The sequence below is a fragment of the Geomonas oryzae genome, from assembly GCF_004117875.1.
Classification (GTDB): Bacteria; Desulfobacterota; Desulfuromonadia; order Geobacterales; family Geobacteraceae; genus Geomonas; species Geomonas oryzae.
In genome coordinates this window covers 202,335-220,298 of the sequence record NZ_RAHW01000007.1, presented here as the reverse complement: position 1 = coordinate 220,298, position 17,964 = coordinate 202,335, and the positions used below count along the sequence as shown (strand labels likewise).

Sequence of the window (17,964 nt, the reverse complement as noted above, 5' to 3'; positions counted from 1 at the left end):
CGGGCCGGTGAGGCCGGTGTCGCCTTTGGGACCTTGCGGACCGGTCGGACCTGCGGGACCGGCTACGCCCTGAATACCTTGCTCGCCCTGCGCGCCTTGCGGGCCGGTGAGACCGGTGAGACCGGTGAGACCGGTGTCGCCTTTGGGACCCTGCGGACCGGTCGGACCTGCGGGACCGGCTACGCCTTGAATACCCTGCTCGCCCTGCGGACCAGCCGGGCCGGTGAGACCGGTGTCGCCTTTCGGACCCTGCGGGCCGGTGGGGCCAGCGGGACCTGCTACGCCCTGGATGCCTTGCGCCCCTTCGGGACCTTGCGGACCGGTGAGGCCGGTGTCCCCTTTGGGGCCCTGCGGGCCGGTGAGGCCGATGGGACCGGTCTGGCCGGGTTCGCCTTGCGGGCCGGTTGCACCTGCGGCACCGTCGAGCCCTTTCAGGGCGACGATCTGCCAGATGGTGGTGCTGGTGCCGGGGACGTCGTTCGCGGTCGCCGCGCTGGTGGCCAAGTAGGTGCTTCCCTGGTACTGCACGGCCTCGGTGGTGTTGTAATCACGCGGGGTCCACTCGCCTTGCCAGATAATGCCTCTGGGGCCCGGCCCACCTTCAGGCCCTTGCGGTCCCTCCAGACCCTGCGGACCCTGCGGACCTTGCGGACCCTGCGGTCCGGTCGCGCCCATGGGGCCTACGGCACCCTGAACACCCTGGATGCCCTGGATACCCTGCTCGCCTTGCGGACCGGTTGCGCCGGTGTCCCCTTTGGGACCCTGCGGGCCGGTGAGGCCGATGGGGCCCTGGATGCCTTGGATGCCTTGGTCGCCCTTCGGTCCCTGCGGACCGATCTCACCCTGGATACCCTGCGGACCTTGGAGGCCGGTGTCACCTTTCACACCCTGGATGCCCTGATCGCCCTTGGGGCCTTGCAGACCGGTCGGGCCGATCTCCCCCTGGACGCCTTGGATACCCTGAATACCCTGGGGACCCTGGGGACCCTGGGGACCCTGGGCTCCGGTGGCGCCGGTTTCACCCTTGGCGGCCATGGGCTTCCAGTCGAGCGGCGACTGGTCGGGTACGGCGTTGATGTTGGCGCGAAGCGCCACGTAGGAGCTGCCGTTGTATTGCACCACGGAGTCTTTTGCGTAGCCGGGCGTAGCACTCCAATCACCCTGCTGGTGCAGCGTGTTGGTGAGGTTCGAGCCGTCGCCCGCGTAGGAGGTGGCGCTTACGTTGCCGTCTGCGGTCACGTTGAAGGTGGTGCTGCCGGTACTGTCCTTGACGGTGAGTCGGTTCACCTCGGCGCTGGCTGCGCCGGAAACCAGTCCCACGAGCAGCGTGGCCATGCCAAGGCTCCTGTAGTACTGCCTTCTCTTGAACTTCTTTCCCATTGGATCTGCCTCCTTTAAAAATTGAGCATCGAAAATTTCAATAAGTAAGTTTCACAGGGCTATTGCAGTACCAGCCCATCGAGGACGGCCTCGCCGTTGTTTATCGTCAGCGAGTGGAGCTGTGTCGAACCGGTCTGGTTCTGGAATTGGCCGTCGTAGCCGCCTCTTACCGTGACGGAGCGGTCCGCGTCAAAGAGCAGGTCCTCGAGGGTGGTCACCGCGAGGCTCTGGATCACGCTTCCGGAGAAGGATGCCTGGTAGGCCGCCTGCAGCGAGCCGTAATACTCCTGGGTCCCCATGATGCGGAAGGGGGACTTGAAGAAGGCGTAGATGGCGTGGTCGCCGTTCACCGGGCAGAAGGTGAAGCTTGTGGATGCGCTGTTCTGCCAGGCTCCGTCGACCTGGAAGTCGCCGAAGGTGAACCCGTTATCCGGCATGGTGGTGAAGCTCTGGCACGCCCCCGCGGCAACGTTCACGTCGCCGGAAGGGGTGATGCTTCCCCCGGCCCCAGCGCTCGCGTGGATCACGTAGCTGCTCACGCCGCTGCCGGAGAGCGATACCTGCCGGTCGGCAGCGTACGGGTCGTTGGACGGGATGTGCAGGAGCGCGCTCTTCGCCCCCGCGCTTGCCGGGGTGAAGCTCATGGTGATGTTGCAGCTTGCCGCCGGTGCGAGGGAGACCCCGGCACAGCCGTTGGCGGTGATTGCAAACTGCGCCGCGTTGGTTCCGGTGATGGTCGCGCTCCCCACGCTCAGGTTGTATTGCCCGGCGTTGGTGACCGTGACCGTCTTCGTGGCGCTCGCGTTGATGGAGACGGAGCCGAAGGCCGCCGGGTTGGGGGTGGCGGAGATGACGGGGAGGAGCTTCGTCGCGACCTTCAGGGCCGTGTTGGTGACGTCGTAGTAGGCGATGTTCACGTTGTGATTCGCGTCGACGACGAGCGCTGTGTACTGGCCGTAGTTGGTGCTGCCGCTGTCGGGGACCGCGGCCGGGGTGGTCCAGACGCCGTTAGGGGAGCGCTGCGCGTACATGAGCTGGCCGGTGCCGCCTCCGTTGTTGCTGTAGAAGGCAACGTGCACGATGTCGAGCCCGTTTGCCTTGATCGAGGTGAAGGCCCCGGCGCTGCCGACGGGCCCGAGGTCGTAGGGGGCGCTCCAAGTGCCGCCGGTGGCCGCCTGCTTGTTGATGTACTGCAGGCGTTTGTTCGCGTCGACGTAGACCACGTGCAGGAGGTCGTTGTTGTCGACGGTGATGGCCGGCGAGGAGACCGTGGTGTCGGTGAGCGTCGAGGTGACGAAGCCGCTTTCCAGCGCGGTCGGGTTCTCTGCGTACATCAGGCGGCCGTGGCTGCCGTTGGTCGGGTTGTAGTAGACGATGTGGATGTTGCCCAGCGAGTCGAGGGCGAGGTCGCTTTGTTTCCCCGCGCCCGCCTGGGGAAGCGTCGGCTCGAACTCGTGGTAGTACATGTCGCGCTCGTTCGCGTACCAGAGGTTGTAGCCGTCGGTGTAGCTTATGAAGGTGTTGCTGTTGGTCATGCTGCAGGGGGAGCCCTGGCAGAACTGCACCGCGCCGGTGAAGGTGTCCGTGGTGGTGTTGGAGATGGCGGGCTGCGGGTTACCCATGGGGTCGAGGCCGCCCGCTATGTCCTGCAGCTGCCAGTTGTTGGCGTCCACCGAGACGTAGAAGGGGGCGCCCGCGTAGCCCGCAGGGTTTAGGTCGCTCCACTTTCTCGCCGAGACGTACTTCCTCTTCAGGGTTACCGGGTCGTAGGTGTAGGCCATGACCCTGGGACCGGCCGGGGTGTAGACCGTCGCGGTTCCCGCGTTGGTGACGTTGGGGATCGGGATCGTCTGCGACGCGCTCCAGGAGCCCGAGGCGTTGGTGGCGAGTTTCAGCACCGGTGTCGCCGCGGAGTTGTCCAGGTAGCCGATGGCGAGCTTGCCGTTTTCCGGGTTGGTCGCCATGGAGCAGAACTTGCCGGTGTCGGTGCCCGTGTTGTCGACCGTGGTGACCCCCCAGGAGGTGACCGGCACCACCGGGTAGAAGACGGCGGTGATGCTGTGGTTCGCGCTCACCTCGGGGAAGGTGTAGGAGGTGACCGCGCCGAGCGGGGTCCCCATGTTGTCCGGTCCGGTGCCGTCCACGTAGACGCCGGCGATCAGGTAACCCGGGTTCGGCGTGATGGCGAAGGTCTTGTTGAGCCCGCCCGTAGCGCTCACCGCGCCGGAGGGGGAGATGGTGCCGCCGATGTCGGGAACCATAGAGGTGTTGTAGACCGCGGTGTAGATGGTGTAGTTGGCAGCCTGCGTGGTGGTCCCCTTAAGCGTCACCTGCTTGACCGGGAAGTTCGGGTCGTTCGAGGCGACGTTGAGGAGGGCGCTCTTGTCGCCGGCGGCGAGCGGCGAGAAGCGGACCTCGGTGCTGCAGCTTGCCCCGGGGGCGAGGGAAAGCCCGGCGGTGCAGCCGTTGTTGCTAGTCACCACGAACTCGGAAGCGTTCGCCCCGGAGATGGTCGGGACGCCGGAGAGGGTGAGGTTGGTGGTGCCGCGGTTGGTGACGGTGACGTTTTTCACCGAGGCGGAGCCCTGTGCCGTATAACCGAAGAGAAGCGGCGCAGGGGCGGCGTCGATGGCCGGGGCCGGTTTGGTCGCCACCATGAGCGCGGTGTTGGCCGCGTCGTAGAAGGCGATGTTCACCCGGTTGTACTGGTCGATGGCGAGGGCGGCGTACTGCCCGTAGTCGCGGCTCGCACCGGTGTAGGTGATGGTGTCGACGGCGCCGAAGGAGGAGCCCCCCGCGCTCTTCATGGCGTAGGCGAGGGCATTCGTGCCGCTGTTGTACCAGGCGGCATGCACGTTGTTGGCGCCGTCGACCTTGAGCGAGAGGTAGCCGCCGGTCCTGCCGCAGGCGCCGAGGTTGACCGGAGCGCTCCATACGCCTCCCGAGGCGGGTTTGCTGGTGTACCAGACGTTGTAGCTGGAGCCGCTGCCGTAGCTGTAGACGACGTGGAGCACGTTGTTGCCGTCGATGGCGATGGCGGGGTTGACGAGGGCGCTGCCGGTGACCGACTGCAGTACCGAGGCCTGCCCGGCCGCGGTCGGGTTCTTCGCGTACATGAGCTTGCCGTTTGAGTCGGCGTAGACCACGTGCACGCTGCCGAGACCGTCGATGGCGAGATCGCTTTGCACCCCGGTCGTAGAGAACTCGTACCAGGCCATGTCGCGCTCGTTGGCGTACTTCAGCTTGTTCCCGTTGTTGAAGGTGATGAAGGTGAAGCCCATGTACTGGACGGCTCCGGTCTGGGTGCCGGTGGCGATGGCGGTCATCGCCTCCTCCGTGCTCCCGTCGAGCGGGTTGATGCCGCCGCCGATGTCCTGGAGCTGCCAGCCGTCGCCGTTGATCTTCCTGGCCCCCTGGTACATGGTCCGTCCGGTGGCGGAGTTGTAGGAATAGGCCATGATGCGCGGCCCGCCGGGCGTATAGACGGTCGCCGTCGAGGCGTCGCTCGCGTTCGGGAGGACGTTCTTCAGGCTCTCCGTGTACCAGCCCCCAGACACGTTGTTGGCGTATTTAAGATACGGGGCCCCCGAGGTCGAGGTGTCCAGGTAGCCCAGGTAGAGCTTGCCGGCCGGATCGACCGCCACGGAGAGGTTCTTTCCGGTGGCGCTCGCCGAGTTGTCGACCACGGACGCATTCCAGGTGGAGGCGCGGGCCGGTTGCAGCGACAGCAGTAATAGAATAACGGCTGCTGCGAGGTGATAGGCGCTTCTAAGTGTCACGGTACCCTCCTTTAGATTAAAATCTGCCGGCAGGTGGACGGCAGCGCTGAAATGAGAGCCGGGCGGGCAGTGCCCAGGCTCTCGCAAGTCATTTTGGTTAAGGACCCCTGTGCGGAGGCGGATTTAGGGGGGGATCGTGGCCTGACAAAGGCAAATCCCCCCTGCCCCCCCTTCGCAAAGGGGGGAACGTGGTGTCATGTTCACTGCTTCAAGAGGAACGCACACCTGCTTCCCCTGAATTCCTGATGAACCCTTCGCAAAGGAGGGGCTTCAGGCCCTATGCGACCCTTCGACGCACTTGTCGCCGTTCCCCGGAAGTCTCCGATGAAACCTCTGCGAGAGGAAAGGGGCTGTGCTCTTTGTACGTGTCATACGAAAGTCATTGTCCGTTACGGGTGAGGCTGATTGCGGTGATGGAGGGCAGGGCGCTTGGTAACGGTCAAGCAATGGGTGGCGAAGTTAGCAACATTGGTACCAATGTATGAATTATTTATAAGTATCGAATTTTCTACATTTTCATATGTTGGTGTGGGGGAAAGGCGTAGGACGTTGTAAGTGTTTTACCCACATGTGGGTGAGGAACGGGTGGATTTGCCCCATATCTAAAGGTATAGAGGGGGCTGGCCCAGCCATCTGTCTGTCCCCTCCTCCCTACATCCAAAGATATAGAGGGGGCAATGTTGGATGATTGATGAGCGGGTAATAATTAACAGTGAGGGCGCCGGTGGCACTGATGGAGAAGATTTTAGTAGAGGAGGGGGAGGTAGGGACGGGGGGGAAAGGGGGGGGAAGGGGGACTGGGGAAAGGGGGACTGGCACCTGCGGAGCCAGTCCCCTTGTCGTCACATTATCCGGCGTCCAGGAGCTCGTGGAAGGTGAGACGGTAGCGCTTGAGAAGCTTCAGCATCTCCAGCGTCCCGATTCTTCGGTGCCGCATCACTTCGGCACGCTTCGCCAACAGCTTCGGAAGGGCGATAGCGGCGTCGCGCATACCCCTCGCCACGGCCAGGACGCATTCCTTCTTGCTCCCGCTGGTCAGAAACTCCCCGCCTGTTCCTTTTGCCCCAATGACGACGCGTGCCTGCGCGAAATAACGCATCAGGGTGGTCACCGGGAGAAGCAGAAGGAGCGGGAAAGGAAGATTTTTTAACGCGGCGTAAAAATGATTGCGCTCGACCAGGTAGAGCTTGAACGGGGAGAGCGCACCGCCGGTCATGGAGTATTTATGGTAGACGACGGCGTCCCGCGCGAGTACCGCGCGCCACCCGGCGACTCTTCCCCTAAGCCCCAGGTCGGTGTCCTCGCAGTAGGCGAAGAAGTCACCGTCGAAAAAACCGATTTCATCGATCATGGCGCGGCGGTAGAGCGCCACGCAGGCGGAGGGGAAAAGGATTTCCGGGACCGCGGCCGGAGCGACTTCGGCAAAGCGCTTGCCCCTGCTGTTGCCGCGCGACATGCCGTCCAGGCAGACCGCCATGCCGAGGCTGTCGACCCGTTCCGGTTCCTGGTAGCTCAGGATCCGGCACCCCACCATACCTGCATCGGGATGCGCCTCGGCTGTCGATACGAGCTTTTCGAGCCAGTCCGGCTCGGCCTTCGTGTCGTTGTTCAGGGTGACGAGGTATGCGCCGCGTGCGAAGGGGAGGGCGGCGTTGTTGCCGTCGGCGAAGCCCCTGTTTTCACTGAGCGCGACCAGGCGCACCTCGGGGCGTCCCATGAGGTACTCGACCGAGCCGTCGCTCGAGCCGTTGTCCACCACGATCACCTCGAAATCCCTGAAGGTTTGGGCAGCCAGGCTGTCAAGGCACTCCGGTAGATGGATCAGGCCGTTCCAGTTCACGATGATGATCGATACGCGCATCCATGCCTCTGTCTAAAATAACTACATAAAGCTTTCTTGGCGACAAAACATAAGCAAACAGGGATGAATGGGATAAAGGGGATAACAACAAAGGCAAAAGGCTTGAGGTTTTGAACCCTTGGATGTTTAAAGGTTTAAGCCTTTATCCCTTTCCTTCCCTTCATCCCTGTTAAATTGGTTTTTCCTTAACTTTCAGGCAAATCCCCCCTGCCCCCCGGTGCCATAGTGTGACATTTACCGTGCGGCTGACACGCCTGTCGGTGTTTGTCTGTGTTTTTTTTAATTGCTTGCGCGGAGATATTTATATTAATATCGACCGCCTTTCAAGGAAAAACGGAGCCTCTCTGCGGCGGCATAGATCGAGAGATTCGAATTTATTGGTCCGGATCTTGTATTCATTACCGGTCAACGTGTTTTGCGATGGTTCGCTACGCCATATGGCGTTGGCTCTGTGAGGGAACATGAGGATTCTGGCAATAATTCCGGCGTATAACGAGGCCGGCAACATAAAGGCCGTGATCGAAGACCTCAAGTCATTTGGCGGGGATATCCTCGTCGTCAACGACGGGTCGACCGACGCCACCGCCGCCATCGCCAAAAGCATGGGGGTACTGGTGGTTTCGCACCCCTTCAACCTGGGGATCGGCGGCACGGTGCAGACCGGTATCAAGTACGCCTTCCAAAACGGCTACGATGCGGCGATCCAGTTCGACGGCGACGGCCAGCACAGAGGCGACCAGATCTCCAGGATCGTCGAGCCGGTGCAAAGGGGGGAGGCGGACCTGGTCATCGGCTCACGCACCCTCCCCGGCGGCTACAAGATGGGTGTCACCCGCTTCATCGGCTCGCGCATCTTCCACTGCCTCATCCGCTTTCTCGCCGGCAAGGCGATCGAGGACCCGACCTCCGGCTTTCGCTGCTACGGCAGGAGAACCCTCGCCCTTTTTTCCCGCTTCTATACCGACGACTACCCTGAGGTGGAGTGCATCATCACCGCGGCCCGAAACGGCCTCAAGGTGCTGGAGGTCCCCGTGCTGATGCGCGGGCGGCTCTCGGGACACTCCTCCATCACCAGGAGAAAATCGGCCTACTACATGATGAAGGTGACCCTCGCCATGGTGATCGACGCCATGCGCGGCAAGGAACTGATCGAGGAACCTTAATACGTGGACCTGACGAAACTCGCTTCACTTGCCATCAGCATCGGCATCTTCCTCTTCGTCCTGTGGCTCGTGCGCCAGCGCCGCCTGCGGGAAAAATACGCCATCCTCTGGCTTTGCACCTCGCTTTTCGTGGTGCTTTTGACCGCATCCAGGCGGGTGCTCGAGGTGGCGGCGCTTTCCGTCGGCATCTACTATCCCCCATCGCTTTTGTTCCTGGTCGGCGTCCTGTTTCTGCTTATGGTGGTGATCGGGCAGTCGGTCACCCTCTCCAGGCTCTCCGAGAGTAACCACAACTTGGCCCAAGAGATGGCGCTTCTGAAAAAGAAACTCGAGGATCTGGGCGGGGAGGGGAAGGAAGTGAAGAAAGGGGCGGAGAAGGGGTGAATTACTGAGCCGTCGCCCCTCATTGTCGCACATCTTTCGAGCAGCACGCGAAGATGCCGGTTTTAAAAGGTTGTATTTACTGGCAATCTTTAGTATATGAATGCTTTGCCCTGGCCTGCGGGCGCTTCTTTAAAGCGTGAACCGGGCCGGGCGGTTGCTATGTTTTATACTCCGCCTGCTCGCTGGAGCGGGATATCGGAGATGGAGGGCCCTGTTTTGGTCAAGTTCGTTCTTTCGTTGTTGTTGATGTCTTTTCTCGTCTCTTGCGGGTCCATCTCGGCTCCTTCGGTCACCGGCAACGAGGCGGCGACACCGCCGACCGAACTCGCGGTGGCGAAGACGACCTCCACCTCGGTCGTCCTCACCTGGAGCGCCGCTGCAGGCGACGTATACGCCTACAAGATCTACCGCGACGGCACCGAGGTCGGCACCACCATCAAGGCGGGCCCGGCAAGCGCCGCGCCCACCGTCTACAGCGACAACAACCTGAACCCCGCCACCACCTACGTCTACTCGGTGGCCGCCTCCTCCACCTTCGGCAAGGAGACCGCCTCGCCGAACACGGTCATCGCCACGACCCTCCCCGCGGGGCCGCTCGACCCGCCGACCCGGGTCACCGTGACCCAGACCACCGTCGATTCGGTCTCCCTCACCTGGGAGGCCTCCAACTACACCGTTCCCGGCGCCGTGCTCACCTACTCCATCTACCGAAACGGCACCCTGATCGGGACTACCACGGCGGCGGCGGGGCAGGGTGGGACCTTCACCGACACCAAGCTCTCGCCGGCGACCACCTATTATTACAGCGTCTCGGTTTCCACGGAGTCCGCGCTTTCGCCGCCGGTCCAGGCGACCACCGCGAGCACCAGCATTTCGCTTTCGAGTACCGTGATCACCTTCGCCGGGAGCCCCGCACGGCAGGGTTCCGCCGACGGGCTAGGCGGTTGGGCGACCTTCTACCAGCCCTACGGGATGGTGCGCATGGGAGGCTACCTCTACCTGGCCGACAGCGGCAACCACACCATCCGCCGCATCGACATCGCCACGAGCGAGGTGAGCACCGTGGCCGGCACCGCGGGAAGTATCGGCGCCGCGGACGGCATCGGTATCGCCGCCCGGTTCAACACCCCGCGCGGCGTCGCCACCGACGGCATCTACCTCTACATAACGGACAGCGGCAACAACGCGATCCGCAGGTTCGACCCGGTCTCCGGATCGGTCGTCACCTTCGCGGGCACCATGGGGGGGAGGGGCTTCCTCGACGGCACCGGCGCCGATGCGCGCTTCTACGCCCCGCGCGGCATCACCTCGGACGGGACGTACCTCTACGTGGCGGACACCTACAACAACGTCATCAGGAAGATCCGCATCGCCGACGCCGCCGTCACCACCTTGGCCGGCACCAAGGCCAAGGGGACCAACGACGGCACCGGACCGGGGGCTGCTTTCTTCTACCCGTACGGCATCACCTGCGACGGTCCGAACCTCTACGTCACCGACACCTGCAACCACACGATCAGAAAGATCGTCATCGCCACCATGCAGGTGACCACCTTAGCGGGGAGGGCCGGGTACTCCGGGAGCGGGGACGGTGTCGGGAGCGACGCCGGGTTCTACTATCCGGACGGGATCCTGAGCGACGGCACCAACCTCTACATCTGCGACACGAGCAACAGCACCATCAGGCAGGTGAAGATCGCCACCGGCATGGTCGCGACCCTTGCCGGGAAGGCAGGTGCGGCGGGCACCACGGACGGCTCTGGCACCGTGCCCCGTTTCCGCACCCCGCGCGGCGTGACCATCTCCGGCAGCCAGCTCTTCATCACCGATTTTGCAAGCCACACGGTGCGCCGGATCACCTTGCAGCCGGCAAACTGACGCAGACTCTAGCCTATCGTTTGACATGGGAGGGGGGCCGTGGCTATAATGGCCCCCTTTTCCATCACCACACACACCTTTGGAAAGGCGGTAGCATAATGCGCGCATTTTATCTGTTGGCGGTACTCTTTGGGCTCATTCTCGGCGGCTGCGGCGTCGAGTGGTTGCCGCCTCCTCCCCAGGTGCAGCAATTCTCCTTCACTCCGAGCTCCGTGGACGGGGTCGCCACCGGTTCGACCCAGACCTCCAACACGGTGACGCTTTCCATGGACACCTCGAACGCCAACATCAGCGTGAGCGGCGGGGAATACTCGGTGAACGGGGGGACCTTCACCTCGACCGCCGGGACCGTTGTGAACGGTGACACGGTACAGGTGCGGCATACCGCGGCGAGTACAGCAGGGGGCACGGTAACCACCACGCTTACCGTCGGCGACAAGCGCGCCAGCTTCTCGAGCACCACGGCGGGGGGCGCCGACGCCTTCTCCTTCTCGCCCGCCGCGGTCTTCAACGTTGCCGCGGGCTCGACCCAGACCTCCAACGCGGCCACCGTCAAGGTGAACGGCACGGCGCCGATCAGCGTGACCGGCGGGGAATACTCGGTGGACGGCAGCGCCTTCACGAGCTCGGCCGGCACCATCGGCGCGGGCACCCACACGGTCCAGGTGCAGCAGACCGCGGCCGACGGGTTCCTCGCCACCACGGCCACCACCACGGTCACCATCGGCGGGACCAGCGCGAGCTTCCTCAGTTCCACGACGAGCGTGGCCGACCAGGTCGTTGCGGCGAGCGGGGCCGCCAACTCGCTGGTGACGACGCAGGTGACCCTGCACCTGGTCAGCGGCAATTACACCCTTCAGGTCGTCGACGGCTCCGGCTCCTACTCTTTGACCGGGGGAGACGACTACAAAGACATCTCGGCGGGTGCCGAGACCGTCGCCCTCACCGACGGGCAGACCATTTACCTGCAGGACCTCGCCCTGTCAGGGGGCGTCTCGACCACCTTCTTCGCCATCGACGGCGGCACCATCGAGTACGACGTCACCGCGAAGTAGCAAAACGCGTCGCAGGGAATCATCAAGGGAAGCCGGTTTATGCCGGCTTCCCTTTTTTTGCGCCTTCAACCCCCGTGCGCTGCCTTTCATTGGACCGGTTTTACCGGGGAGGGGACGGCCGCAGGGGGGGGAGGCGCGCCGCGAAGCGACTTCGTCCGTCGGGTTGCGGGGTAACTCCCCTCGCCCTCGCCTCTTTTTTCTTATATCCGTACAACTTTTTCTTACAAAAGCTTGCTTTTTTACCTACAACGAGTAGAATCTCATGAGCCTGCGGCACCTCTCCGCCTAATTAACCCGTCGTCACCTTCCTCGTATCCATCGTAAAGCGTAACCGTTTCGGAGGTCGGCATGATCAAGAAGGCACTGCTGTTGCTCGTCATCCTCACCTGTCTCCCCTCGCTCGCACTGGGGTGGACTCTGACCGCCAGGATCGGAAGCCCCTCGGGAAGCATCGCCGGCGGCTCCCCTTACAAGACCATCACCACCGGAACCGGTTACCTGACCATACCGGCGGGCGACACCACGGTCGCCGTCACCCCGTCGGCCGGTTACACGGTCTCGATGGTGACCCTGGACGGCGTCACCCTTGCCGTCCCCGCGGCGGGGGGGAACGTCGCCATCCCGCAAGAGGGAAAAACCTCGCGCACCCTGATCGCCTACTTCACCGCGGCGACCTATTCGATGACGGCGAACCAGTCGGCGGGGGGCGTGATCTCGCTGCAACGCATAACGCCGACGGTAAGCGCCATAACCACGACGACCCTCACCGGGCTGCGCACCGGCAACGTGGTGCGCGTCACGGCGACCCCCGACTCCGGAAACAGCGCCACTTCACTCTCCGTGGCGGGGAGCCAGGTCTGGAGCGGAAGTTCTCCCACGGCGGTCACCTACGACTACACGGTGGGGACGAGCAGCGTGAGCGCCCAGGCGAGCTTCGTGAGCATCCCGGTGGTATCGGCGCGCATAGCGACGGCCTCGGTGCTTACTTCGGTCAACACGGCGGTGGCCCTCGACGCCTCCGGCTCCACGAGCAACGATCCGCCTCTTTCCTACCGCTTCCAGGTGGTCTCCGGCGACCCCGCGGCGGTGACGCTCTCCCCGGCCGGGCCCGGGACCGGCGCAGTCACGAGCTTTTCCGCTTCCCTTCCGGGTGACTACGCGGTGCAGGTCACGGTCACCTCGGCGCGCGGCGCGACCTCCACGGCGACGACACCCGTCATCACCGTGCTGACCAAGGCGGGCTACGACTCCGCGCAGTGCGTCTCCTGCCACGGCAACCGGGACCCGGCGGTGGTCGCGGCGTACCAGCAGTCCACGCACTACCTGGCCGCCGGGGTGAGCTGTTCCGGATGTCACAACCCGGACGGCAGCCTCGGGCATCCATACCTCACCGCGCCGGGCACCTCCTGCCTCCCTTGCCACACTACGGTCACGCCACAGGTGGCGGTCGACTTCTCCGCCTCCCCGCACGTCAATACCGGCTGCAGCGGATGCCATTACGACCACACGGCGACCTCCACCTTCAACCGTTGCAGCGCCTGCCACGGCTCGCCGCACCCCTGGGAGAGCCTCGGCATCTGCGGCCGCTGCCACCTGACGCACAACCCCTACACGATCACCGCGCCGCCGCCGCACTTCAACTCCTTCTCCACGGCGCGCTACGTAACCTCCCGCATCACCTGCGACAACTGCCACCGGGCCATCGACGAGGCGGGGGTGAGCACGTTTAACATCTACAGCGCGAACCGGCAATGGGGCCGCTCCGGCAAGAGTGACAGCAACTCGGCGGCCTACGTCTCCTTCGATTTCAAGACGCTCGGGACCGCGCTCCCGGCGACGCCGGCGACCTCCGCGGGAGTCGACTGCGTACGCTGCCACACGACGACGGGATACGTGAAATACGTCGACTCGGCCTTCCAGGACATCGCCCCGTTCGAAGATCCCGTCGGCCAGCGGGCCCGTGAGATGATCGTCTGCTCGGCCTGCCACACTCCGACCCCCTTCCTCTCCTACGACATCGTGGACTGGGACACCTACACCTACATCCCCGCCTTCAGCAGGCGCGACGTGGCGCAGGTGACCGCCTACTACAACTACAGCACGGCCGGCGTGAAGGTGCTGAACCCGGTCACCATGCCGTACGACGCCGGGGAATCGAACAACTGCATCGTCTGCCACACCGGCCGAAGCGGCGGCAGCACGCTGCGGATCCTAGCGCAGCGCTACGGGAGCTCGGGCACCTTCTGGGGCAACGTCACCTTCATCGACCCGCACGGCATGGCGGCGGCGGGGATCCTGTACGGCAAGAACGGCTACGAATTCTTCGGCAAGAGCTACAGCGGCACCTTCGCGGTGCACGGGGCTTTGGGGGGCGACGACCCGGGCGCGTGCATCTTCTGCCACATGTCCGCGGACCAGAAACACACCTTCTCGCCGGTGGAGAAGGACCCCTCAGGGGGGATCACGGCGATCACCGCCTTCGCCCCTACCTGCAGCGGCTGCCACGACCAGACGGTGAAGCCGATCCCGCTCAACGACCCGGCGCAGCTTGAGGCGAAGAGGCTGGAATACGGCTCGGCGCTGAAGGCGCTCGCCGCGGTACTGGCCCGCAAGGGGATCAACTACAACGGTGCGCTTGCGCCGTACTTCTTCACCACGGCAAACCAGGCGCTGCAGGGCGACGCAACCGCCTTCCGCAACTGGCGCGCCTTCTACGTGGCCGGCAGTCCTCCCCTGTACAGCGGCAGCGACCTCATGGGGGCCGCGTTCAACCTGAAGCTGCTCGACGCAGAGAAGGGGGGGTACGCCCACAACAGCTACTACGCGAAAAGGCTTACCTACGATTCCATCGACCTGGCCGACGACGGCAAGCTGAACGCGACGGTCGCGGTGACGCTGCAGAACCTCGCGGCGACGGACAAGTTCACCGAACAGGACCGGGCGCGGGCCGTGGCGTGGGTCGGGACAAGGCCTTAGCCAATGGGCGGTTGATGATGGATTGTCGATGAATAACGGCAGGTTGGCGTCCGGATGAGGGGCGTGCGCCCGGCTTGTGTGAAAGCCCTTCCCCCGATGCGCGGGGGGAGGGCTTTTTTGCAATTTTCAATATTTTTTCATCTGGACAAAGGGTCTTGGGCTGGCGTATTATAAAGCGCCGTTTTGACCTTCGCCGCACGCCATTCACCCTATTTCCCCTCGCCTCACGGAAGAAGGTCGAGTGAGGGGGGTAGGCTGTGCTGCGGCCAACCGTCCCTTGATGGCAACGCCCTCACCCGGCCTTCGGCCACCCTCTCCCGGAGGGCGAGGGTATGGGCGTAGGCCGTTGCGTATAAGAGGCGGGCAAAAGGCGATGCCGTTACGCCAATTGGCGGAATGGCGGGGGAGCGTACCCCAATGATAGCCGGCACATCGTGCCAACCTCCCGTTTTGTCACGCTAAAGTCGCGTTGTTTCGTTATTTTCCCTGCCGCTTCTCTTTGGGAGCGCTTATTGCTACAGCATCTCTCGTCCCGGCACGGCCGGGGCGAGAGCCGCGCGGGGCGCGGTTCTCGGGGAGGCAGACCGAGTCGTCCGGGTGAGGATACCCGCACGTGAACAAAGAGGAGGCAGGATGCTGTTTCATATTTTCAAGCGATTTAACGTAATTTCTGCCGCAGGCACGCTGCTAGCCGCCGCGTTCGTCGCGCTCGTACTCCTTTTGGCGCCGCAGGCTGCGCTGGCGACGGTGGCGACGGTGACCAACAACAACGTCACCACGAGCCACTGGAAGCAGGGGAGCCAGGAAGGGTATTCCGTCACCGCGACGGTTACGGTGCCGACCGCGCAGGGGGGGTGGGCCGTGATGAACCTCTCCGGCGCGCAGATCTCCACCCCGGTCGCCCTCACCCCCGACAGTGCCGGGACCACCTACACCGTGACCGTACCGGTGGCGGCGCGTCCCGCCGTTGGCGAGGCCTATGCCGTTGACATCACCTACTTCGACAACCCGGACACCCCGACGCCCCCCGAGACCCTGAACCTCACCGTGGGCGCGGTGCTCGACTCTTTCGCGACCCCCACCTCCCCCAACTGGGGCGTCGGGGCGACCACCAACCCGACCTTCACCTGGCAGGCTCCGGCAGCCCCCCCTGCGGGAGGCGTGGCCGGGTACCAGCTTTCCATAAGCGGCCTCGACGAAACTCCCTGGGTCTCCGCGCAGCTCGGCGCGACGACCCTCTCCGCGCAGTACACCCAGAGCGGGACGTTCCCGGCCGGGCTTGCCGTAGGGGTCACCTACCCGTGGTCGGTGTACACCCTGGACGCTGCGGGCAACAGCGCCGAAAACCGCGACGGCCTGGTCATGATCGGCGCCAACATCTCCGGCACCGTGACCGATTTCTCCGGCGCCCCGGTGGCTGACGCCACCGTCTACGTGTACACCGTCGGCACCAACAGCCAGCTCGTCACCTCCACCACCACGAGAGCGGACGGCAGCTACCTCGTCGGCGGGCTCAACACCACCAACTACTGGCTCAAGTACTCCAAAAACGGCAAGACCGTCTATTACAACAACCGTCTCGACGCCTCGGACACCTACGCCAACACCTACGCGGTGCTGAAGAGCGGGGTGAACGCGGTCCTTGGCGGTTGGGGCGCCATCTCCGGCAACGTGGTTACCAGCACGGGCGCCGGCCTTGTCGGGTACACGGTGCAGATTCTCACCTCGGGCGGCCAGGCGACCTCCTACCCGGCGGTGACCACGACCACCGCGGGGGCTTTCACCTTCCCGCTCCTCGCCCCGGGGACCTACAAGGTTCGGGTCATCGGCGCGAACGGCTACGCCACCCTTGATTACCCCTACTCGCTCACCGTCACCGACGGCTCCATCACCCAGCTTCCCGGCAACGCGGTGCTCTACAAGATCAACTTCACCGGCACCGTGACCAACTCCCAGGGGGCGCCGGTTTCCGGCGTCTGGGTCTACCTCTACACCTCGGGCGGAGTGCTGACCGATTTCCCGGGCGCCGTGACCGGTGCGGACGGTACCTATACCGCCGCCGGAGTCGCCGTCGGGAGCTACAAGGTCCTCTTCGACGCGGGGTCGAGCTACGCGAAGCAGTACTACAACCACAAGGCGAGCCTCGCCGCCGCGGACACCCTCACCGTCGGGGCCACCGTGACCACCGGCATCAACGCGGTGCTAGGCTCCGGGATCCCGACCGTCACCGCCTTCACCGTCCCCGCGACATCGTCGTCGCTTACCGTGAGCGGGATCACCTTCACCGCCAGCGAGCCGACCTACGGCGTCGCAGGCTACATGATCACCGAGAGCGCCACCGCCCCTGCCGCGTCCGACTCCGGCTGGAAGGCGACCGCCCCCACGAGCTACACCGTCAGCGGGGTGGGTGATATCACCCTATACGCCTGGGCCAAAGGGGCAACCGGCCTCGTCTCGGACTCCGTCGCACGCAGCGTGACGGTAACCTACGTCGCCCCCGCTGTTACCATCTCCACCCTTTCCGACCAGGCGGTGACCGCGAACCAGGTGCTCAACGTTGCGGGCTCCGCGGCAACCGGTGTCACCACCCTTACAGTAAATGGCCAGACGGCTAACCTCGCGGCAGACGGGAGCTTCAGCTTCCCGATCAAACTAGCCGCCGGAGCGAACACCGTCGAGGTCGTGGCGAACGGGAGCACCACCTTCACGCGTAGCATCACCTACGACGCTACGGCGCCGGCCCTTTCGGTCACACAACCCGCCGACAACCAGGTCACCACGACGGCTGACACCACGGTGTCGGGCACAGTTGTTGCTGGTGCTACCGTGTCCGTTTCGGTCAACGGCGGCACGCCGGTACAGGCGATCGTGAGCGGGACCGACTGGATCGCGAACGTCACCCTCGCGGCCGGGATGAACACCATCGAGGTGGTGGCCGACCTCTCCGGCAAGAAGAACTATGGCAAGCGTACCCTCACCCTCGTTTCCACGCTCCCCGACCTCGTCGTCACCGCACCGGTACAGGACGTGATCATCGACAAGAGCACCCAGGTGATCACCGGGACCGTCTCCTCCGGGGCTACCGTCTCCATCAGCGCCGGGGGCACAACCTACACCCCGCAGGTGACCTCGGGGAGCTTCAGCCAGGAGGTGAGCTTCGCGGCGCGCGGCTCCTACCCGGTCACCGTGACGGCGACCTCCACCGCCGGTACGAGCACAGCAGTGAGGAACCTCATCGTGGAGCGCAGGATCGGGGACTGCAACAACTCGGGCGGGGCGATTTCCGCGGCCGACCTGCAGTACGCGATCAACATCACCATCAAGAAGGCCGGCTTCAACTACAGCACCTTCTGCGACGTGAACCTCGTGAGCGGCGTCCTTACCCCGGACGGCAAGACCAGCGCCACCGACGTCCAGACCCTCATCAACGTGCTGATCAAGAAAGCGGGGTGGACCCTCCCCTAAGGGACGCCCCGACAAGGAGAGTA

General features: G+C 64.1%; 9 protein-coding genes. 7 read left to right on the top strand and 2 right to left on the bottom strand.

The features are described from left to right. Nucleotides 1-33 precede the first annotated feature (33 nt). Nucleotides 34-1,398 (top strand): hypothetical protein, encoded by a 1,365-nt coding sequence (locus D6Z24_RS21735; RefSeq protein WP_162605176.1) that lies wholly within the window; start codon nt 34-36, stop codon nt 1,396-1,398. Nucleotides 1,399-1,439: 41 nt separating this feature from the next. On the opposite strand, the gene D6Z24_RS17830 is transcribed toward D6Z24_RS21735, so the two are convergent. Both D6Z24_RS17830 and D6Z24_RS17825 read right to left on the bottom strand, forming a co-directional pair. Next, a complete protein-coding gene (locus D6Z24_RS17830) occupies nt 1,440-5,159 on the bottom strand; it encodes a choice-of-anchor D domain-containing protein (RefSeq protein ID WP_129127965.1) in 3,720 nt (1,239 codons plus the stop codon). An 847-nt stretch (nt 5,160-6,006) separates the two neighbouring features. Continuing rightward, the gene (locus D6Z24_RS17825) at nt 6,007-7,020 is read right to left on the bottom strand and encodes a glycosyltransferase family 2 protein (protein ID WP_129127964.1); all 1,014 of its coding nucleotides are present in this window, start codon (nt 7,018-7,020) and stop codon (nt 6,007-6,009) included. Between the two features lie 461 nt (nt 7,021-7,481). On the opposite strand from D6Z24_RS17825, the gene D6Z24_RS17820 reads away from it, so the two are divergent. From D6Z24_RS17820 to D6Z24_RS17795, 6 genes are all read left to right on the top strand, one after another. Then, entirely contained in the window at nt 7,482-8,183 is a 702-nt protein-coding gene (locus D6Z24_RS17820; protein ID WP_129127963.1) for a glycosyltransferase family 2 protein, read from the top strand. Nucleotides 8,184-8,186: 3 nt separating this feature from the next. Further along, a complete protein-coding gene (locus D6Z24_RS17815; protein WP_129127962.1) occupies nt 8,187-8,567 on the top strand; it encodes a DUF2304 domain-containing protein in 381 nt (126 codons plus the stop codon). Nucleotides 8,568-8,783: 216 nt separating this feature from the next. Further along, nucleotides 8,784-10,445 carry a fibronectin type III domain-containing protein gene (locus D6Z24_RS17810; RefSeq protein ID WP_162605175.1) on the top strand — a complete coding sequence of 554 codons (1,662 nt, stop codon included), beginning with the start codon at nt 8,784-8,786 and terminating at the stop codon, nt 10,443-10,445. Nucleotides 10,446-10,543: 98 nt separating this feature from the next. Then, nucleotides 10,544-11,500: a hypothetical protein gene (locus tag D6Z24_RS17805; protein WP_129127960.1), complete on the top strand. Its 957-nt coding sequence runs from the start codon at nt 10,544-10,546 to the stop codon at nt 11,498-11,500. A 348-nt stretch (nt 11,501-11,848) separates the two neighbouring features. Further along, nucleotides 11,849-14,476, top strand: a complete 2,628-nt coding sequence (locus D6Z24_RS17800) for a hypothetical protein (RefSeq protein ID WP_129127959.1) — start codon at nt 11,849-11,851, stop codon at nt 14,474-14,476. A gap of 633 nt (nt 14,477-15,109) precedes the next feature. Then, nucleotides 15,110-17,941 (top strand): beta strand repeat-containing protein, encoded by a 2,832-nt coding sequence (locus tag D6Z24_RS17795; RefSeq protein ID WP_129127958.1) that lies wholly within the window; start codon nt 15,110-15,112, stop codon nt 17,939-17,941. Nucleotides 17,942-17,964: the final 23 nt, after the last annotated feature.